We start from the raw sequence: 16,363 nt of genomic DNA on the forward strand, positions 1-16,363 counted from the left end.
TCGAGCCGCGCTGTCCGCTCGGACAACACGAGTTCCCGTGCCGCCCGCGCCCAGCCCGCACGCACCCGCGCCCGCGACACTGGGCGCATGGGTCGGAAGCGCCGGACGAGCGACGCCGCCGCGGAGGCGCGCGCCGACAAGACCTGCGCGAGCTGCGGGCGCCGCATCGAGTGGCGGGCGGCGTGGGCGCGCGACTGGGAGGCGGTGCGCTACTGCAGCGACGCCTGCCGGGCCCGGAAGGTGCGGCCCGTCGATCGGGCGCTCGAGGAGAGCATCCGCAGCCTGCTCGCGCAGCGCGCGCACGACGCCACCATCTGCCCGAGCGAGGCCGCCCGCGCGGTCGCGGCGGCCGAGGGCGCGAGCGGCGGCACCGAGGACGAGGCCTGGCGCGCGCTCATGGAGCCCGCCCGTCGCGCCGCCCGCCGGCTCGTCGCCGCGGGCGAGGTCGAGATCACGCAGGGCGGCCGGGTCGTCGATCCGTCGACGGCGAAGGGGCCGATCCGGGTGCGCCGAGCGCGCTGAGGCCCGCGCCCTCAGTCGACCGGCGTCTGCTGGTGCGATCCGACCCGCCAGCGGCCCTCGTGGTAGAGGTAGGCGGTCGTGGCGCGCAGGTCGACGGGCGCGCCGTCGCGGCTGGCGCGCACCCGGTAGGCGAGCACCGCGGCCCGCTCGCCGAGCCGCACGACGCGGTGCTCGCTCATCGCGTAGTCGTCCCAGGTCGCGCCCTGCAGCGCCGCCATGACCGCGCCGCGCTCGACGACCGAGCCGGGCGTGATGAGCACCGCGTCGTCGGTCATCGCGTGATGGAAGTGCGTGCCGCCATCGCCTCGCACGAGCGCATCCCACCCCTCGTGCTCCTGGTGGATGAGTCGGGCGGGCAGATCATCGGTGATCGCGGTCATGCGCCCAGTCCATCGGTCGCGGCAGGCCGGGTCAAGAGCGGATCGCGGTCGTCGTCCTCGCGTCCGCTCCGGGTCAGGATGCTCCGGCCGATGCCGCGTGCACCCGCACCCACTCGTGCATGACGACGGCGGCGGCGGCTCCGGCGTTCATCGACCGGGTCGACCCGAACTGCCGGATCTCGACGACCTCGGAGGCCGCGGCGAGCGCCTCGGCGCTCAGCCCGGGGCCCTCCTGCCCGAAGAGCAGCAGGCACCGCTCGGGCAGGGGCCGGGCATCCACCGGTCTGCTGCCCTCGACGTTGTCGACCGCCACGATGGTCAGCCCGCGAGCGCGCGCGAACTCGACGAGCTCGGCGACGGACTCGTGGTGGCGCACGTGCTGGTAGCGGTCGGTCACCATGGCGCCGCGCTTGTTCCAGCGGCGGCGGCCGACGATGTGCACCTCGGCGGCGAGGAACGCGTTGGCCGTGCGCACGATCGAGCCGATGTTCATGTCGTGCTGCCAGTTCTCGATGGCCACGTGGAACGGGTGCCGCCGCTCGTCGAGGTCGGCGACGATGGCGGCCATGCTCCAGTACCGGTAGCGGTCGACGACGTTGCGGGCGTCGCCCTCGCGCAGCAGCTCCGGGTCGAGCCGGGGGTCGTCGGGCCAGGGCTCGGGGTGCGGGCCGACGCCGTGCGCCGGGCGCTCGACGGGCAGCTCGGGTTCGGTCACGACCTCAGGCTACGGGGGGCTTTGTGCCCTATCGGCCGGTGCCGCGCAGGACGACCATGAGCGGGACCCCGGCAGCGACGGCGCGACGAGAAGGGTGATCGCCATGAATCGGAACGGATCCCGGATCCCGGAGACGTCGACGACCGCGGTCGACGGCACTCGCGCCGTTCCCGCCCGGCGCCGGCTGATCGGGGCCTGGGTCGCCGTCGCGCTCATCCCCGTCGGGGTCGTCGCGGCCTTCGTGATCGGGGGCGCGCTCGCGGGCGAGGATCCCGAGTCGAGCGGTATCGCCGTCATCGTGCGGGCGGGGATCATCGCGGTGTCGGTGATGCTCATCGCCCCGGTCGCCGCGATCGTGCTCGGCGAGGGCGCGCGTCGTCGCGGTGCGCGATCGGCCACCATCCCCCTCGTGATCGGGATCGTCACGGCCGCGTGGGCGGTGATCGTCAACACCCTGCCGCTCCTGCTCGCGTCGCTGCTCGGGGGTTGAGGCCGCACGGGTCGGCGCCCCGCGGCTGTTAATCTCGCCCCATGAGCGAAACCGGCGCCGATCATCCGGATGCCCCGCTCTGGCACCCCGACGGCCCCGACCTGCTCGTGCACGGCGACAACCTCGCGGCCATGCGCCGCCTGCCCGAGGCGAGCATGCGGCTCATCTACCTCGACCCGCCGTTCAACACCGGCCGGGCTCAGCAGCGGGCCACGACCCGCAACGTGCGCGACCCGGAGGGGGCGTGGCGCGGCTACACGGGCACGAGCTACACCCGCACCGTGGAGGCCCTCACCCGCTACGACGATCGCTTCGCCGACTACTGGGGCTTCCTCGCGCCGCGGCTCGAGGAGGCCTGGCGGCTGCTCGACGACCGCGGAACCCTCTACCTGCACCTCGACTACCGCGAGGCCCACTACGCGAAGGTCGCCCTCGACGCGCTGTTCGGCCGCGACTGCTTCCTCAACGAGATCATCTGGGCCTACGACTACGGCGCGAAGTCGCGATCGCGCTGGCCGACAAAGCACGACACGATCCTCGTCTACGTGAAGAACCCCTCCGCGTACTACTTCGACTCCACCGCGGTCGACCGCGAGCCGTACATGGCTCCGGGGCTCGTCACGGCCGAGAAGGCGGCCCGCGGCAAGCTGCCCACCGACGTCTGGTGGCACACGATCGTCACGACGACCGGCCGCGAGAAGACCGGCTACCCCACGCAGAAGCCGCTCGGCGTGCTGCGCCGCATCGTGCAGGCCTCGAGCGCCGAGGGCGACTGGGTGCTCGACCCCTTCGCCGGCAGCGGCACGACGGCCGAGGCCGCCCGCCTGCTCGGGCGCCGCGTCATCGCGATCGACGAGAGCCCCGACGCCGTCGCCGTGATGCAGCGCCGACTCGGTCTCGACATCCATCGGGCATGAGCGCGACATGACGCGCCGCTAGGCTCCCTCCATGGCTGACCGCAGTGAGATCGAGTGCTGGCTGACCGACATGGACGGCGTGCTCGTCCACGAGAACACCGCGCTGCCGGGGGCCGCCGCCCTCATCCAGCAGTGGCGCGACACCGGCACCCCGTTCCTCGTGCTGACGAACAACTCGATCTTCACCCCGCGCGACCTCGCCGCGCGCCTGCGCTCGAGCGGGCTCGACGTGCCCGAGGAGTCGATCTGGACGAGCGCTCTCGCGACCGCCGACTTCTGCCGCAGCCAGATGCCCGGCGGCAGCGCCTTCGTCATCGGCGAGGCCGGCATCACCACGGCCCTGCACGAGGCGGGCTTCATCATGACCGAGACGAACCCCGACTACGTCGTCGTCGGCGAGACCCGCAACTACTCCTTCGACGCCATCACGAAGGCCATCCGCCTCATCAACACCGGCGCCCGCTTCATCGCGACCAACCCCGACGCCACCGGCCCGAGCGCCGAGGGGCCGATGCCCGCGACGGGCGCCATCAGCGCGCTCATCACGAAGGCGACCGGCAAGGAGCCCTACGTGGTCGGCAAGCCGAACCCGATGATGTTCCGCTCGGCGATGAACCGCATCGGCGCGCACAGCGAGAACACGGCCATGATCGGCGACCGCATGGACACCGACATCGTCGCCGGCATCGAGGCCGGGCTGCACACCATCCTCGTGATGACGGGCATCAGCGACGAGCGCGAGATCGGCCGCTACCCGTTCCGCCCGAGCGAGATCCTCTCGGGCGTGCACGAGCTCGTCAGCAGCGAGCCGGTCGAGGTCGAGCTGTAGCGCGGCGGTCGATCGCGGTTCGGGATGCCCCTCCGCCGTCGACCGTCATCGCGGGATGCCCCGCCTCAGCCGAGCGGAGCCGCGAGCGACCCGGTGATCGGCTCGCCCGAGCTGCGCGTCACGAAGCAGCTGTAGCGGCGCTCCCCCTCGGCCCAGTCCTCGGCCGAGACCGGGTACGCCCCCTCGACCTGCAGGTCGCGGTACGCGGCGCCCGCCGCGAGGTCGATCACGCCGGCCGCGCGGCACAGCGCCGGGATCTGGCCGGCGAGCGCCTCCTCCCCCGGGTAGGCCGATACCTCCTCGCCGGGCAGGGTGCCGACGACGACGAGCTGGGCGGCGTGCGGGGCGGCGCAGTCGACGACGACGTACTCCTCCTGCCACGGGTCGATGAAGGGGTCGAGGCACTCCCCGCCCACCAGAGCGTCCCACTCCTGCAGTCCCGGGGGCAGCGGGCCGGTCGCCGGGGCGGCGCTCTCGCTCGGGGCGGGCTCGGCGGTCGGGTCGGCGCTCGGATCGGCGCCCGCGTCGGCGCCCGTGTCGCCGGCGCTCGGGTCGGCACCGGGCTCCCCGCTCGGCGCGGCCGAGCTCTCGAGGCCCGGCCCCATCGACGCCACCGGTCCGAAGCCCACCAGGCCGGGCAGGCGCATGCCGATGATGAAGGCCGCGATGACGGCGACGAGCACGCCGAGCCCCACCGCGATGCCGATGAGCACCTTCTGGCTGCGCGGCATGCCGGTGCTGGTGCCGGCGGCGGTGCCGGCGGCGGATGCGCGCGTCGGTGCGACCGCCCCCGCGAGTGCGGCGGAGGCGGCGGCATCGCCCGCGGCCGGCGCCGCCGGGGATGCGCGGCGGCCCGAGCGGGTCTCGTCGGGGCGGCGGGCGAGCAGCGGAGCATCCTCGTACTCGACGAAGGCGGAGTCGCCGAAGACGGTGTCGAGGGTGGAGGGGCCGGAGGGCCGAGCGGAGGCGAGGTCGCCCGCGTCGGCGATGAGCTCGGTGGGGGCATCCACGTTCGCCGGCGGGGGCGGATCGAGCAGCTCGCCCATCGGCACGGCCTGGGTGACGAGCTCCTCGATGGGCACGGCCTGCGTCGTGAGGTCCTCGACGGCGATGGCCTGCGTGGCGAGGTCCTCGATCGCGACCGGCTCGGTCGCGGGGCCGGGGGCGGGAGCGGACGGCACCGGGGGCTCGACGAGCTCCGGCGGCGCGCCCGCGTCGGCGACGGGCTCCGATGGGACGACCGACGGGGGCTCCTGCTCGCCGGCGGACGCAGCGGCCCGCACCGCCCGTCGCGACGGCAGCGCGCCGTCGGGGCGCCCGGCGTCCGACGCCGAGGGCGGTGCCGACGGCACGCCGTCGGGGCGCCCGGCGTCCGGTGCCGAGGGCGGTGCCGACGGCACGCCGTCGGCGCGCTCCGGCCGGTCGTCGGTCATGCGCTCGACCCTAGGCGAGCCCGAGGTCGCTGAGGCCGAGTGCGGCGCGGTACTCGTATCCGGCATCCTCGATGACCTGCTGCGCACCGGTCGCCCGGTCGACGACGACGGCCACCGCGACGACGATCGCGCCGACCTTCTCGAGCGCGCGGGCGGCGGCGAGCGGCGAACCGCCCGTGGTCGAGGTGTCCTCCAGCACGATGACGCGCTTGCCCTCGAGCTCTGGGCCCTCGACCTGCTTGCCGCGGCCGTGGTCCTTCGGCTCCTTGCGCACGACGAAGGCGTCGTAGGCGTGGCCGGCGGCGGCCCCCTGGTGCAGCACGGCGGCCGCGATCGGGTCGGCGCCCATGGTGAGCCCGCCGACGGCGGCGATGTCGGGGATGTCGGCGATGAGCTCGGTCATGACCCGCCCGATGAGCGGCGCGACGCGATGGTCGAGGCTGACCTTGCGCAGATCGATGTAGTACGTCGCCTTCTTGCCGCTCGAGAGGGTGAAGTCGCCGTGGAACACGGCCTCATCGCGGATGTACTGGATCAGCTGCTCGCGTGCGTCGGTCACGCGGTCAGCCTACCCGCGGCCCCGCACCCGCCTCCGGCCCGCGGCGCCCCGCCGCCCCGGCGCCCCGCCGCCCCGCAGGCTCCGGCGGGCCCACGACCGTACGCTGGGCTCATGCGCATCGCCACCTGGAACGTCAACTCGATCCGCACCCGCAAGCAGCGCGTCGTCGACTGGCTGGTCGCCGCCGACATCGACGTGCTCGCGATGCAGGAGATCAAGTGCAAGAACGAGCAGTTCCCGATCGAGGTCTTCGAGGAGGCCGGCTACGAGGTGCAGATCCACGGCCTCAACCAGTGGAACGGCGTCGCCGTCGCCAGCCGCCGTCCGATGACCGACGTCGAGGTCGGCTTCTCGGGCCAGCCCGGCTTCGCGAAGGGGCATGACGGGCCGGATGCCCCGCAGGAGGCCCGCGCGCTCGGCGTCACCGTCGACGGGGTGCGCGTCTGGAGCCTCTACATCCCGAACGGCCGCGCCCTCGACGACCCGCACATGGACTACAAGCTGCGGTTCCTCGAGGCGCTCAGCGCCGACGCCGAGCGCTGGCAGCGCGAGAACCCGGGGGCGCCGCTCGCGCTCACGGGGGATTTCAACGTCGCGCCGACCGATGCCGACATGGGCGACCCGAGCTTCGTGCCCGGCGTCTCGACCCACATCTCGCCCGCCGAGCGCGCAGCCTTCGCCCGTTTCGAGCAGGTCGCGATGACCGACGTCGTGCGCCCGCTCGTTCCCGAGGGCTACACGTTCTGGGACTATAAGCAGCTGCGGTTCCCGCGCGACGAGGGAATGCGCATCGACTTCGTGCTCGGGTCGCCGGCCTTCGCCGACCGCGTGGTGGATGCCCGCATCGAGCGCGAGCAGCGCAAGGGCGACGCCCCGAGCGACCACGTGCCCGTCGTGGTCGAGCTCTCGGAGGACGAGGACGACGACGACCGCCCGATGATCTTCTAGCCGGGAGCCGGCACCCGAGCGCCCCGCTCAGCCCAGCGACACCAGCCGCGTCAGGTCGTCGTCCGGCAGCTCGTCGGCCGTCGCCGTGACGGTCAGGTCGTCGAGCGAGACGCCGCCGCCCCGCACGCTGAGGAACGCCGTGTCGCTCGCGTCGCGCCCGGCCGCGATGCGCAGCAGCGAGGACCGCGGGGCGAGGGTCGTGGCGTCGACGACGCACCACCGGCCGTCGATCGCCGCCTCGGCGACCGCGTGGAAGTCCATCGGGTCGAGCCCGGGCGCGTAGACCGAGGCGAGACGGGCCGGCACGTCGAGGGCGCGCAGAAGCCCCACCACGAGATGCGCGTAGTCGCGGCAGACCCCCTGGCTCGAGAGCAGCGTGCGCACGGCGCCGTCGGTCGGAAGGCTCGAGCCCGGCACGTAGGCGAGGCGCTCGCCCACCCACGAGCTCACGCCGAACAGCAGCTCGGTGCCCTCGAGCCCGCGGAACTCCCGGCGCGCGGTCGGCCCGAGCGAGTCCGACTCGGCGTACCGGCTCGGTCGCAGGTACACGATCTCGTCGAGGGCCGAGACGGCGAGCGGCTCGGCGCGCCCCTCCACGGTCGCGCGGTACGACACCCGCACCTCGCCCGCGGTGACGTCGAGCAGGTGCAGGCGCGCGCCGTGCGGATCGACGACCTCGGTCACGCGCAGCGGGCTGCCGTCGAGCGTCGCCTCGAGGTGCTCGTCGACCGGGAGGGTCGGGGCGTGGGCGGCGACGGAGAGCACGAGGCGGGCATCCCCCGTCGCGGTGATGGCCAGCTCGGCGGTGCAGTGTCTGCGCATGAGTCGATAGTGGCAGTGGTGCGGCCGGTAGGCTCGGCCCCCATGGGAATCGATGAGTGGGCCGTCGCCATCATGGAGTCGCTGGGCCTGTTCGGCGCCGGCCTCCTGGTCGCCATCGAGAGCATCTTCCCGCCCATCCCCAGCGAGATCATCCTGCCGCTCGCGGGCTTCACCGCCAGCCAGGGCTCGTTCACGATCGTCGGCGCCATCCTCGCGACCACGCTCGGCTCGATCGTCGGCGCCGTCGCGCTCTACTACCTCGGGCAGGGGCTCGGCGCGCAGCGCCTGCGGCGGTGGGCCGAGAAGGTGCCGCTCATGAGCGCCGATGACGTCGACAAGGCGATGGTCTGGTTCCACCGGCACGGCAAGACCGCGGTCTTCACCGGTCGCTTCGTGCCCATCGTGCGCAGCCTCGTCTCCATCCCCGCGGGCGTCGACCGGATGCCGCTGCCGATCTTCATCCTGCTGACGACCCTCGGCTCCGGACTGTGGAACAGCCTCTTCGTCATCCTCGGCTTCGTGCTCGGCGAGAACTGGACGGCCGTGGAGCAGTTCATGGGCACGTACTCGCGGGGCATCCTCGTCATCGCGATCATCGCCGTGCTCGCGGTCGTCGTGGTGCGCATCCGCAAGCGCCGCCGCGCCGGCTGAGCGGCCTCGCCCCCGCGCGCGACCGGGCGCACCGCCGGGCGCGCCGCCGGGCTCGGGCGGGCTAGGGCGCGAGCAGGGCCGCGACGATCACGAGCGCCGGCACCGAGAGCGCCGTCGTGATGAGCACGGTGTCGCGCGCGACGACGACCGCCCGGTCATAGCGCTGCGCGTACTGGAACACGTTCTGCCCCGCCGGCAGCGCCGCGAGGGTGACGACGGTGAAGAGCTCCGCCCCCTCCAGTCCGACGACGAACGCCCCCACCAGCCACGCCGCGAGCGGCATGACGACGATCTTGAGCCCCGTCGCGAGCAGCACGTCGCGGCGTCCCGAGCCCGGCTCCAGCACGCGCTGCCCGGTGAGGGAGAGGCCGAGCACGAAGAGGACGACGGGCACGGCCGCTCCGCCCAGCAGCCGGAACGGCTCCATCACCGGGTCGGGCAGCTCGAGCCCGGTGACGGCGATGACGACGCCCAGCAGCGAGCCGATGATGAGCGGGCTGCGGAACGGCTGCGTCAGCACGCGGCCCACCGAGAGCCGGCCGCTCGTCGAGACGTCGAGCACGGTGAGCGCGATCGGCGCGATGATGACGAGCTGCAGCAGGATGACCGGGGCCGAGAGCGCCGGATCCCCCAGCACGTACGCCGCGAGCGGCAGGCCGATGTTGTTCGCGTTCGTGTAGCTCGACCCCAGCGCCCCGATCGTGGACTCGGCGGCGCCCCGGCGCCACACCAGACGCGCCACCACCGCGTACACGAGCAGGCAGAGCAGGGCGGCGGCGGCCGAGACGGGCAGCAGCGCCGAGAAGAGCTGCCCGATGTCGGCGTCGGCGAGCACCGTGAACAGCAGGGCGGGCGAGAAGACGTAGAAGGCGGTGCGGCCGAGGGCGGTGTCGGTGCCCGCGGGCAGCACGCGCAGGCGGCCGACGACGTAGCCGATGGCGACGATCGCGCCGATGATCGCGAACCCCGTGAGCACTCCGGCCATCCCCCCAGTCTCGCGCAGGGACCGTGAGCGATCGCCCGTCGTAGACCCCGCTCTGCCATTGCCAGCGGATGCGAGCGCAGATTCGTGCGCGGACGCAGCTTTACTGCGTCAGCCACAATCCTCCGCAGCGATCCTCTGCATAGGCTCGTCATGCCGCGCACGCGGCCTGACTCGACGAAGGAGGGACCATGACCGACACCGCCCGCACCACCGGCGCCCGCACGATCATCGGCGAACCCGAGGTCGTCGAGGACGCCCGCATCCTCGACGCCGGCCGCGCCGTCGACGCGCCCGCCATCACCGCCGCCGAGATCGTCGCCGACCCCGCCTGGGGGCGGCTCGAGCGGGCCGCGCTCGCGATCCGCCCGCACCAGGTGAAGGACGGCTCCATCCCCGAGCGGGATGCCCACGCCGAGGCCGCCGCACACGTGGCCGTGATCGTCGACGCGCTGCGGCACTTCGCGCCGCGCATCCCGAACGATCGCGACTACCTGCTCGCCGCCGCGGCCGACTTCGAGGCCTGGCGCGACGGCGGGTTCGGCGTGCCCGACTTCTACGACTCGCTCGCCGCCTTCGCGCCCGCCGCCGACCGCCGCGACGGCGCCGCGCACCTCGTGGTGTTCCCGATGTACACGCAGAACGGCTCGACCGACCGCCTCGTCGAGGCCGTCGTCATCGAGGTCATCTGGCCCGACTTCATCGCCGAGCTCGAGGCCGGCGAGTACACAAACCCGCTCTACCTCGGCCTGCGCTTCGCGGGCTTCACGCCCGGGTACGACACGAACTCGGCGGTGCTGTTCCCCGAGTCGGTCGCCGTCACTCCGCGCGTTCCGGCCGGGGCGCCCGAGGGCACGCCCGCCGCGCTGCCGACGTTCACGTGGGGGGCGATCTTCGCCGACCGCGAGGCCGCCCGCTACCGCCGCGTCGTGCGCGCCGCGGCCGAGATCACCAAGCTCGAGCTGCCCGAGGGCGCCGCGCGGCTGCTGGAGGATCAGGAGCTCGCCGAGCGCACCTTCGTGATGTGGGACATGATCCACGACCGCACCCACATGCGCGGCGACCTGCCCTTCGACCCCTTCATGATCAAGCAGCGCATGCCGTTCTTCCTCTACTCGCTGGAGGAGATGCGCTGCGACCTCACCGCGTTCCGCGAGGCCGTGCGCCTGCAGCGCGACGAGGCGACCGACGCCGTGACCCGCGAGCACGCCCAACTGGTGCAGTACGCGATCATCTTCGACCGCATCTTCCGCTTCTCGATCACCGGCACGCGCGTGCGCAACTACGACGCCGTCGGCGGTCAGCTGCTGTTCGCCTGGATGCACCAGAAGGGCGTTCTGCACTGGACGGACACCCGGCTCGCCATCGACTGGGATGCCGTTCCCGACGTCGTCGTCGCCCTCGGTGACGCGATCAACGACCTGTACTGGGCCTCGATCGACCGCCCCAAGGGCGCGCACTGGCTCGCCGCCTACGCGCTCGTCTCCTCGACGCTCACCCCGCACCCCGCCTCGACATGGGCGGCGGGGCTGCCGCGCGAGGTGCTCGAGGGGCCGCTCAAGGGCTGGACGGATCTCGTGATGGACGACGAGTTCCCGCTGTCGATGTTCTTCGAGGCGCTGCAGAAGAAGATGACGGTCGTCATCGAGTCGACCGCCGGCATCACGGGCCGCACCGCGTGAGCGCCGAGGGCCGCACCGTCCTCGTCGCCGGCGCGGGGGGCACCGCCGGGCGCGCGGTCTGCGCGGCCCTCACCGCCGGCGGCGCGCACGTCGTCGCCCTCGGCTCCCGCGCCGCCTCGCTGACGGGCGTCGCGGCCGCCGAGTCGCACGCGATCGATCTCGCCGATCCGGATGCGGTCGCCGCGCTCGCGGCCGACATCCGAGCTCGGCGGGGCGGCGTCGACGGCCTCGTGCACCTCGTCGGCGGCTGGCGCGGCGGCGCGGGCGAGGCCGACTGGGAGTGGCTCGAGCGCCGCGTGCTGACCACCCTGCGCGTCACCAGCCGCGAGCTGCGCGACGACCTCAGCGCGTCGAGCGCGGGTCGCCTGGTCGCGGTGAGCAGCGCATCCGTCGCCGAACCGCGCTGGGGCATGGCCAACTACGTCACCCTCAAGGCGGCCGTCGAGACGTGGATGGCCGCGCTCGCGACCGGCTGGCGCGTCAAGGGCACCCCGACGGCGGCGATCACCTTCGTCGTGCGGTCGCTCGACGACGAGGGGGTCGTCGACGCCCTCTCCGAGAGCATCGCCGCGCTGTGGGAGCTGCCGCACGCGCAGCTCAACGGCGCTCTCGTCTCGCTCGGCGACGGACGGGTCGTCGAGGAGTAGGGCGCGCGGTCGGAGTGGCACCGGGCGGCGGATCCGCCGTGCGACGGATGCCGCGCGACCGCCTCGGCGGCTAGCGTGCTGGGATGACCGCTGCCGATCTCGACCTCGACCCCGACGGCCGCTGGCGCCGGCCCCGGCCGGGGCGCGACGGCATGCGGGCCGACGCGCTGCTCGCGCTCGGCATCGCGGCGGGCGGCGCCTTCGCGGTCTGGCTCTACTCCTCGGCGAACTTCTTCGGCGACGGCGAGCCGCCCGAGGTGTGGGAGGCCGCCCTGATGATCCTCGGGTTCTCGGGCCCGCTCGTCTGGCGTCGCATCGCCCCGATCACGGTGACCGTCGTGATCTCGATCGTCTACTTCCTCGGCATCACGGCCGAGGTGCCCGAGGTGCTCTTCAGCAACATCGCGCTGTTCTCGGCCATGTACTCGATCGGGGCGTGGAGCCGCCACCGTCGCGCCGCTCTCATCAGCCGCATCGTCATCGTGATCGGCATGTTCGGGTGGCTGTTCTGGTCGACCACCCAGGCCGCGTTCGACACCTCGATGTTCGACGAGGAGTCCGGCGTCGGGCTCATCGCGCCCGGCGTCGCCTTCGGGCTCATCAGCGTCATCACCAACATCCTCTACTTCGCCGGGGCCTGGGCCTTCGGCGACCGGGCCTGGAACGCCGCGCGCGAGCGGGCCGAGCTGCGGGCCAGCACCGAGGAGCTCGCGCGCGAGCGGGAGCGCACGGCCGAGCAGGCGGTGGCCCTCGACCGCGTGCGCATCGGGCGCGAGCTGCACGACGTCGTCGCGCACCACGTCTCGGTCATGGGCATCCAGGCGGGAGCCGCCCGTCGCGCGCTCGCCGGCGGCCGACCCGACGCGACCGAGGCGGCCGTACGCTCGCTCGAGGCCATCGAGGGCTCGGCCCGGCAGGCCGTCGACGAGCTGCACCGGCTCGTGTCGACGCTGCGCCGCGCCGACGAGATCGTCGGCGCCGCGGAGGACGGCCCCAGCACCCGGGGCACCGCGCAGCTCGACTCGCTCGTCGCCGAGGTGCGCGGCACCGGCCGGGCCGCGGCGCTCTCGATCGTCGGCGAGCCCGTACCGCTCTCGCCCCTCATCGACACGACGCTCTACCGAGTGGCCCGCGAGGCCGTGACCAACAGCCTCAAGCACGCCGGCGCCTCGGCCGCGCTCGACGTGCGCCTGCGCTTCACCGAGCGGGCCGTCGAGCTCGAGGTCGCCGACACCGGGGTGGGGGCGCGCGGGATGCGGCCGGCGCCGCGCGCGGGCTCGGCCGCCGGATCCGGGGCCGGGGGCGGGCTCGGGCAGGTCGGCATGCGCGAGCGGCTCGCCGCCGTCGGCGGCACCCTCGAGGCGGGGCCCCGCAGCCGCGGGGGCTACCTCGTGCGAGCATCCGTGCCGCTCGTCGTGGCGGAGCCGACGGCGGACGTCGCCCCGACCGGCGCCCCGTCGCCGTCCGCGCCCGCGGCGGCGCCCGCCCCGCCCGACCCGACGCCGAGCCCCGCATCCGGCGCCGCCTCCCCCGGAGCCCGCTCATGACCGCGATCCGCGTCCTCCTCGTCGACGACCACGACCTCGTGCGCATGGGCTTCCGCACGATCCTCGAATCGGAGCCCGGCATCGAGGTCGTCGGCGAGGCGCGCGACGGCGCCGAGGCCGTCCTCCGCGCCGCCGAGCTCGCCCCCGACGTCGTCTGCATGGACGTGCAGATGCCTGGCATGGACGGCCTCGAGGCGACGCGCCGCATCGTCGCCGATCGTTCCGCCCGCGAGGGGCGACAGGCGCGGGATGCTCCCGGCAGCGCCGCGACCGGCCCCGGCGTGCTCGTGCTCACCACCTTCGACCGCGACGACTACCTGTTCGCGGCGCTCGACGCGGGGGCCAGCGGGTTCCTGCTGAAGAACGCGAGCCCCGAGAAGCTCGTCGACGCCGTGCAGGTCGTCGCGGCGGGCGACGCGCTGCTCGCGCCCGACGTCACCCGCCGCGTCATCGAGCGGGTGACGACCGAGCGCGAGGCCGCCCGTCCGGCCGATGAGCGCCTCGACGACCTCACCGAGCGCGAGACCGAGGTGCTGCGCCTGCTCGCCCGGGGTCGCAGCAACGCCGAGATCGCGGGCGAGCTCTGGCTCGGCGAGGCGACCGTCAAGACGCACGTCTCGAAGGTGCTCATGAAGCTCGGCCTGCGCGACCGCGTGCACGCGGTGGTCTTCGCCTACGAGAACGGCGTGGCCGTTCCCGGCGACCCGGCGTAGGCGCGCCGCGCGTCGCCGCCCGGTGCGGGCCCGCGCGCGACCGCGCCTCGCGCCGCGCCTCGCGCCGCGCGGGCCAGCACCGCTCGTGAGCCCCGGCCGAGCATCCCGCCGCCGTGAGCTGCCCGCGATCAGGACGCGACAGCGGCATCACCGCGCGTCGCCGGCACGAATTCAGGCATCCGGAGCCTCACGACGGCGTGTCGTAGCTCAAGGTCGATCGACGCGCCGAGTCGTGCCTGAATTTGCGCCAAGAGCGCGACTGACCGAGTCGACCCTGCGGCCTGTCGGACCGTCGAACCACCGCCGCACCCTCCCCCGCGAGGGGGAGCCCCGCACCGCACGACCACCCGCCAGACGGATGCCCGCGCGCACCCGCGCTCCCTACCGTGGTACCCGACGGAAGGGGCATCCATGCTCGAGATCAGAGACGTGACCAAGCACTTCGGCGAGCGCCGCGCACTGGACTCGGTGAGCTTCACGGTCGGCGAGGGCCGGCTGACGGGGTTCGTCGGGGGCAACGGCGCCGGCAAGACGACGACCATGCGCATCATGCTCGGCGTGCTCGCCGCCGACAGCGGCACCGTCTCGCTCGACGGCCGACCGCTCACGGCCGACGACCGCCGCCGCTTCGGCTACATGCCCGAGGAGCGCGGGCTCTACCCGAAGATGAAGGTGCACGAGCAGCTCGTCTACCTCGCGCGCCTGCGCGGGCTGCGCGCCGGCGACGCCGCGACGAAGGCCGATGACCTCATCGATCGCCTCGAGCTGACCGAGCGCCGCGACGAGCCGATCGAGAAGCTCTCGCTCGGCAACCAGCAGCGCGCGCAGATCGCCGCCGCCCTCGTGCACGACCCCGACGTGCTCGTGCTCGACGAGCCCTTCTCGGGCCTCGACCCGATGGCCGTCGAGACCGTGCTCGGGGTTCTCGCCGAGCGGGCGGCGCGAGGCGTGCCCGTGCTGTTCTCCAGCCACCAGCTCGACGTCGTCGAGCGGCTGTGCGACGACATCGTCGTGATCGCGGGCGGCAGCATCCGCGCCGCCGGCACCCGCGAGGAGCTGCGCGCGGCCAACGCCGGCAAGCAGTGGGAGCTGCAGGTCGCCGACGACGCCGCCTGGGTGCGCGAGCTGCCCGACGTCGACGTCGTCGAGTTCGACGGCGGCTACGTGCTGTTCGAGGCCGAGCCCGCCGGCGCGCAGTCGGTGCTGCAGCACGCGGCCCGCCGCGGCGAGGTGCACCGCTTCGCGCCGCGCCGCCCCACCCTGACCGAGATCTTCCGAGAGGTCGTGCAGTGATGACCACCACGCAGAACCGCCCCCAGAACCCGGCGCCGAACCCCCGGTCGAGCGCCGCCGAGGAGCGCGCGAACCGCAACGCGGCCGCCCCGCGCCTCAGCTTCCCGAGCGCGGTCGGACTCGTCGCCGGCCGCGAGATCACCAGCCGCATCCGCTCGAAGTCGTTCATCATCTCGACGGTGATCCTGCTCGTGGCGGTGCTCGCCTCGATCGTCGTGAGCGGCCTCGTGAGCCGCACGGCCGGCGACGACACGACGCCGGTCGCGGCGGTCGGCGGCGTCGCCTCCGTCTTCGACGAGGTCGAGGGCTACGAGGTCACCGACGTCGGCTCGGTCGCCGAGGCCGAGGCGCTCGTCGAGGAGGGCGAGGTCGATGCCGCCGTCGTTCCCGTCGAGAACCCCGTCGAGGGCGGGCCGACCGTCGAGGTCATCGCGCTGGAGTCGGCGCCCGGCGGGCTGCTGCAGGCGCTCGCCATCACTCCCGAGGTGCGGCTGCTCGAACCGGCCCCGGCCGAGAGCGTCTTCGGCTACCTCGTGGCCTTCGGGTTCGGGCTGCTGTTCCTCTTCGCCGCGAGCACCTTCGGCGGCACGATCGCGCAGAGCGTCGTGGAGGAGAAGCAGACCCGCATCGTCGAGATCCTGCTCTCCGCCGTGCCGGCCCGGGCGCTGCTGGCGGGCAAGGTGCTCGGCAACTCCGTGCTCGCGCTGGGGCAGATCGTGGCGATCGCCGTGCTCGCCGCGGTCGGTCTGATGGTGATCGGGCAGGACGTGCTGCTGAGCGACCTGGGCCCCTCGGTGCTGTGGTTCCTGGTCTTCTTCGCCATCGGGTTCGTGCTGCTGGCCTCGATGTACGCGGCTGCGGCATCCCTCGTCAGCCGCATGGAGGACACCGGTGCGGTGCTCGCCCCGCTCATCTACCTCGTGATGGTGCCGTACTTCCTGGTCATCTTCTTCTACGAGAACGACCTGGTGCTGACGATCATGTCGTACGTGCCGTTCTCCGCCCCGGTCGGGATGCCCATGCGCGTCTTCCTCGGAAGCGCCCAGTGGTGGGAGCCCCTGGTCTCGCTCGTGGTGCTCGCCGTCTCGACCGCGCTCGTGGTCGCCCTCGGCGCCCGGATCTACCAGAACTCGCTGCTGCGCACGGGCGGCCGCGTCAAGCTCACCGAGGCCCTCAAGGGCTGAGCGGGAGAGGTCGGCGGTGGTCGGGTGCGGGCGCGCTCGACCACCATCG

At 73.5% G+C, this 16,363-nt stretch carries 18 protein-coding genes; 12 read left to right on the top strand and 6 right to left on the bottom strand.

What is annotated here, in order from left to right; genetic code table 11:
• The first annotated feature begins 87 nt into the window (after positions 1–87).
• A complete protein-coding gene (locus OVN18_RS04195; protein WP_267782157.1) occupies positions 88–522 on the top strand; it encodes a DUF3253 domain-containing protein in 435 nt (144 codons plus the stop codon).
• A gap of 11 nt (positions 523–533) precedes the next feature.
• On the opposite strand, the gene OVN18_RS04200 is transcribed toward OVN18_RS04195, so the two are convergent.
• Both OVN18_RS04200 and OVN18_RS04205 read right to left on the bottom strand, forming a co-directional pair.
• Complete coding sequence (locus OVN18_RS04200) at positions 534–902, bottom strand: nuclear transport factor 2 family protein (protein WP_267782158.1); 369 nt, start codon at positions 900–902, stop codon at positions 534–536.
• A 73-nt stretch (positions 903–975) separates the two neighbouring features.
• Positions 976–1,617 (bottom strand): TrmH family RNA methyltransferase, encoded by a 642-nt coding sequence (locus tag OVN18_RS04205; RefSeq protein WP_267782159.1) that lies wholly within the window; start codon positions 1,615–1,617, stop codon positions 976–978.
• Positions 1,618–1,720: 103 nt separating this feature from the next.
• Here OVN18_RS04205 and OVN18_RS04210 point away from each other — a divergent pair, with 103 nt between their 5' ends.
• Genes OVN18_RS04210 through OVN18_RS04220 form a run of 3 tightly spaced genes read left to right on the top strand, consistent with a single transcriptional unit; the run spans position 1,721 to position 3,853 of the window.
• Entirely contained in the window at positions 1,721–2,107 is a 387-nt protein-coding gene (locus OVN18_RS04210) for a hypothetical protein (protein WP_267782161.1), read from the top strand.
• Between the two features lie 41 nt (positions 2,108–2,148).
• Complete coding sequence (locus OVN18_RS04215) at positions 2,149–3,024, top strand: DNA-methyltransferase (protein WP_267782164.1); 876 nt, start codon at positions 2,149–2,151, stop codon at positions 3,022–3,024.
• 31 nt (positions 3,025–3,055) lie between these two features.
• Entirely contained in the window at positions 3,056–3,853 is a 798-nt protein-coding gene (locus OVN18_RS04220; RefSeq protein WP_267738338.1) for an HAD-IIA family hydrolase, read from the top strand.
• A 65-nt stretch (positions 3,854–3,918) separates the two neighbouring features.
• Here the strand turns inward: OVN18_RS04220 and OVN18_RS04225 are convergent, their stop codons facing one another.
• Together OVN18_RS04225 and pyrE are read right to left on the bottom strand one after the other, a co-directional pair.
• Entirely contained in the window at positions 3,919–5,286 is a 1,368-nt protein-coding gene (locus OVN18_RS04225; RefSeq protein WP_267782165.1) for a septum formation family protein, read from the bottom strand.
• 10 nt (positions 5,287–5,296) lie between these two features.
• On the bottom strand, positions 5,297–5,845 hold the full coding sequence (gene pyrE / locus OVN18_RS04230; RefSeq protein ID WP_267782167.1) for an orotate phosphoribosyltransferase: 549 nt from the start codon (positions 5,843–5,845) through the stop codon (positions 5,297–5,299).
• 111 nt (positions 5,846–5,956) lie between these two features.
• Between pyrE and OVN18_RS04235 the strand changes: the two genes are divergently transcribed.
• Positions 5,957–6,793, top strand: coding sequence for an exodeoxyribonuclease III (locus OVN18_RS04235; protein WP_267738341.1), 837 nt, complete (start codon positions 5,957–5,959; stop codon positions 6,791–6,793).
• Between the two features lie 27 nt (positions 6,794–6,820).
• Here OVN18_RS04235 and OVN18_RS04240 read toward each other — a convergent pair whose 3' ends face one another.
• A complete protein-coding gene (locus tag OVN18_RS04240) occupies positions 6,821–7,615 on the bottom strand; it encodes a transglutaminase-like domain-containing protein (RefSeq protein ID WP_267782170.1) in 795 nt (264 codons plus the stop codon).
• 42 nt (positions 7,616–7,657) lie between these two features.
• Between OVN18_RS04240 and OVN18_RS04245 the strand changes: the two genes are divergently transcribed.
• On the top strand, positions 7,658–8,266 hold the full coding sequence (locus OVN18_RS04245; RefSeq protein WP_267782171.1) for a DedA family protein: 609 nt from the start codon (positions 7,658–7,660) through the stop codon (positions 8,264–8,266).
• 61 nt (positions 8,267–8,327) lie between these two features.
• Here the strand turns inward: OVN18_RS04245 and OVN18_RS04250 are convergent, their stop codons facing one another.
• Entirely contained in the window at positions 8,328–9,251 is a 924-nt protein-coding gene (locus OVN18_RS04250; RefSeq protein ID WP_267738344.1) for an AEC family transporter, read from the bottom strand.
• A 188-nt stretch (positions 9,252–9,439) separates the two neighbouring features.
• Between OVN18_RS04250 and OVN18_RS04255 the strand changes: the two genes are divergently transcribed.
• From OVN18_RS04255 to OVN18_RS04280, 6 genes are all read left to right on the top strand, one after another.
• On the top strand, positions 9,440–10,930 hold the full coding sequence (locus OVN18_RS04255; RefSeq protein WP_267782173.1) for a DUF6421 family protein: 1,491 nt from the start codon (positions 9,440–9,442) through the stop codon (positions 10,928–10,930).
• Entirely contained in the window at positions 10,927–11,577 is a 651-nt protein-coding gene (locus OVN18_RS04260; RefSeq protein ID WP_267782174.1) for an SDR family NAD(P)-dependent oxidoreductase, read from the top strand. The genes OVN18_RS04255 and OVN18_RS04260 overlap by 4 nt, the downstream gene beginning before the upstream one ends.
• An 83-nt stretch (positions 11,578–11,660) precedes the next feature.
• Positions 11,661–13,124: a sensor histidine kinase gene (locus OVN18_RS04265; protein WP_267782177.1), complete on the top strand. Its 1,464-nt coding sequence runs from the start codon at positions 11,661–11,663 to the stop codon at positions 13,122–13,124.
• Positions 13,121–13,837 (top strand): response regulator, encoded by a 717-nt coding sequence (locus OVN18_RS04270; protein ID WP_267782180.1) that lies wholly within the window; start codon positions 13,121–13,123, stop codon positions 13,835–13,837. Before OVN18_RS04265 ends, OVN18_RS04270 begins: the two co-directional genes overlap by 4 nt.
• 411 nt (positions 13,838–14,248) lie before the next feature.
• The gene (locus OVN18_RS04275) at positions 14,249–15,130 is read left to right on the top strand and encodes an ABC transporter ATP-binding protein (RefSeq protein WP_267782182.1); all 882 of its coding nucleotides are present in this window, start codon (positions 14,249–14,251) and stop codon (positions 15,128–15,130) included.
• Positions 15,130–16,314 carry an ABC transporter permease gene (locus OVN18_RS04280; RefSeq protein ID WP_267782184.1) on the top strand — a complete coding sequence of 395 codons (1,185 nt, stop codon included), beginning with the start codon at positions 15,130–15,132 and terminating at the stop codon, positions 16,312–16,314. The genes OVN18_RS04275 and OVN18_RS04280 overlap by 1 nt, the downstream gene beginning before the upstream one ends.
• The last annotated feature ends 49 nt before the right edge of the window (positions 16,315–16,363 follow it).

Source organism: Microcella daejeonensis, assembly GCF_026625045.1.
GTDB classification, from domain to species: Bacteria; Actinomycetota; Actinomycetes; order Actinomycetales; family Microbacteriaceae; genus Microcella; species Microcella daejeonensis.

Bases quoted from the DNA above. Each gene is read 5' to 3' on its own strand.
- OVN18_RS04195 (WP_267782157.1), top strand. From the start codon at position 88: ATGGGTCGGAAGCGCCGGACGAGCGACGCCGCCGCGGAGGCGCGCGCC.
- OVN18_RS04200 (WP_267782158.1), bottom strand. From the start codon at position 902: ATGACCGCGATCACCGATGATCTGCCCGCCCGACTCATCCACCAGGAG.
- OVN18_RS04210 (WP_267782161.1), top strand. From the start codon at position 1,721: ATGAATCGGAACGGATCCCGGATCCCGGAGACGTCGACGACCGCGGTC.
- OVN18_RS04215 (WP_267782164.1), top strand. From the start codon at position 2,149: ATGAGCGAAACCGGCGCCGATCATCCGGATGCCCCGCTCTGGCACCCC.
- OVN18_RS04220 (WP_267738338.1), top strand. From the start codon at position 3,056: ATGGCTGACCGCAGTGAGATCGAGTGCTGGCTGACCGACATGGACGGC.
- OVN18_RS04225 (WP_267782165.1), bottom strand. From the start codon at position 5,286: ATGACCGACGACCGGCCGGAGCGCGCCGACGGCGTGCCGTCGGCACCG.
- OVN18_RS04235 (WP_267738341.1), top strand. From the start codon at position 5,957: ATGCGCATCGCCACCTGGAACGTCAACTCGATCCGCACCCGCAAGCAG.
- OVN18_RS04240 (WP_267782170.1), bottom strand. From the start codon at position 7,615: ATGCGCAGACACTGCACCGCCGAGCTGGCCATCACCGCGACGGGGGAT.
- OVN18_RS04245 (WP_267782171.1), top strand. From the start codon at position 7,658: ATGGGAATCGATGAGTGGGCCGTCGCCATCATGGAGTCGCTGGGCCTG.
- OVN18_RS04250 (WP_267738344.1), bottom strand. From the start codon at position 9,251: ATGGCCGGAGTGCTCACGGGGTTCGCGATCATCGGCGCGATCGTCGCC.
- OVN18_RS04255 (WP_267782173.1), top strand. From the start codon at position 9,440: ATGACCGACACCGCCCGCACCACCGGCGCCCGCACGATCATCGGCGAA.
- OVN18_RS04265 (WP_267782177.1), top strand. From the start codon at position 11,661: ATGACCGCTGCCGATCTCGACCTCGACCCCGACGGCCGCTGGCGCCGG.
- OVN18_RS04270 (WP_267782180.1), top strand. From the start codon at position 13,121: ATGACCGCGATCCGCGTCCTCCTCGTCGACGACCACGACCTCGTGCGC.
- OVN18_RS04275 (WP_267782182.1), top strand. From the start codon at position 14,249: ATGCTCGAGATCAGAGACGTGACCAAGCACTTCGGCGAGCGCCGCGCA.
- OVN18_RS04280 (WP_267782184.1), top strand. From the start codon at position 15,130: ATGACCACCACGCAGAACCGCCCCCAGAACCCGGCGCCGAACCCCCGG.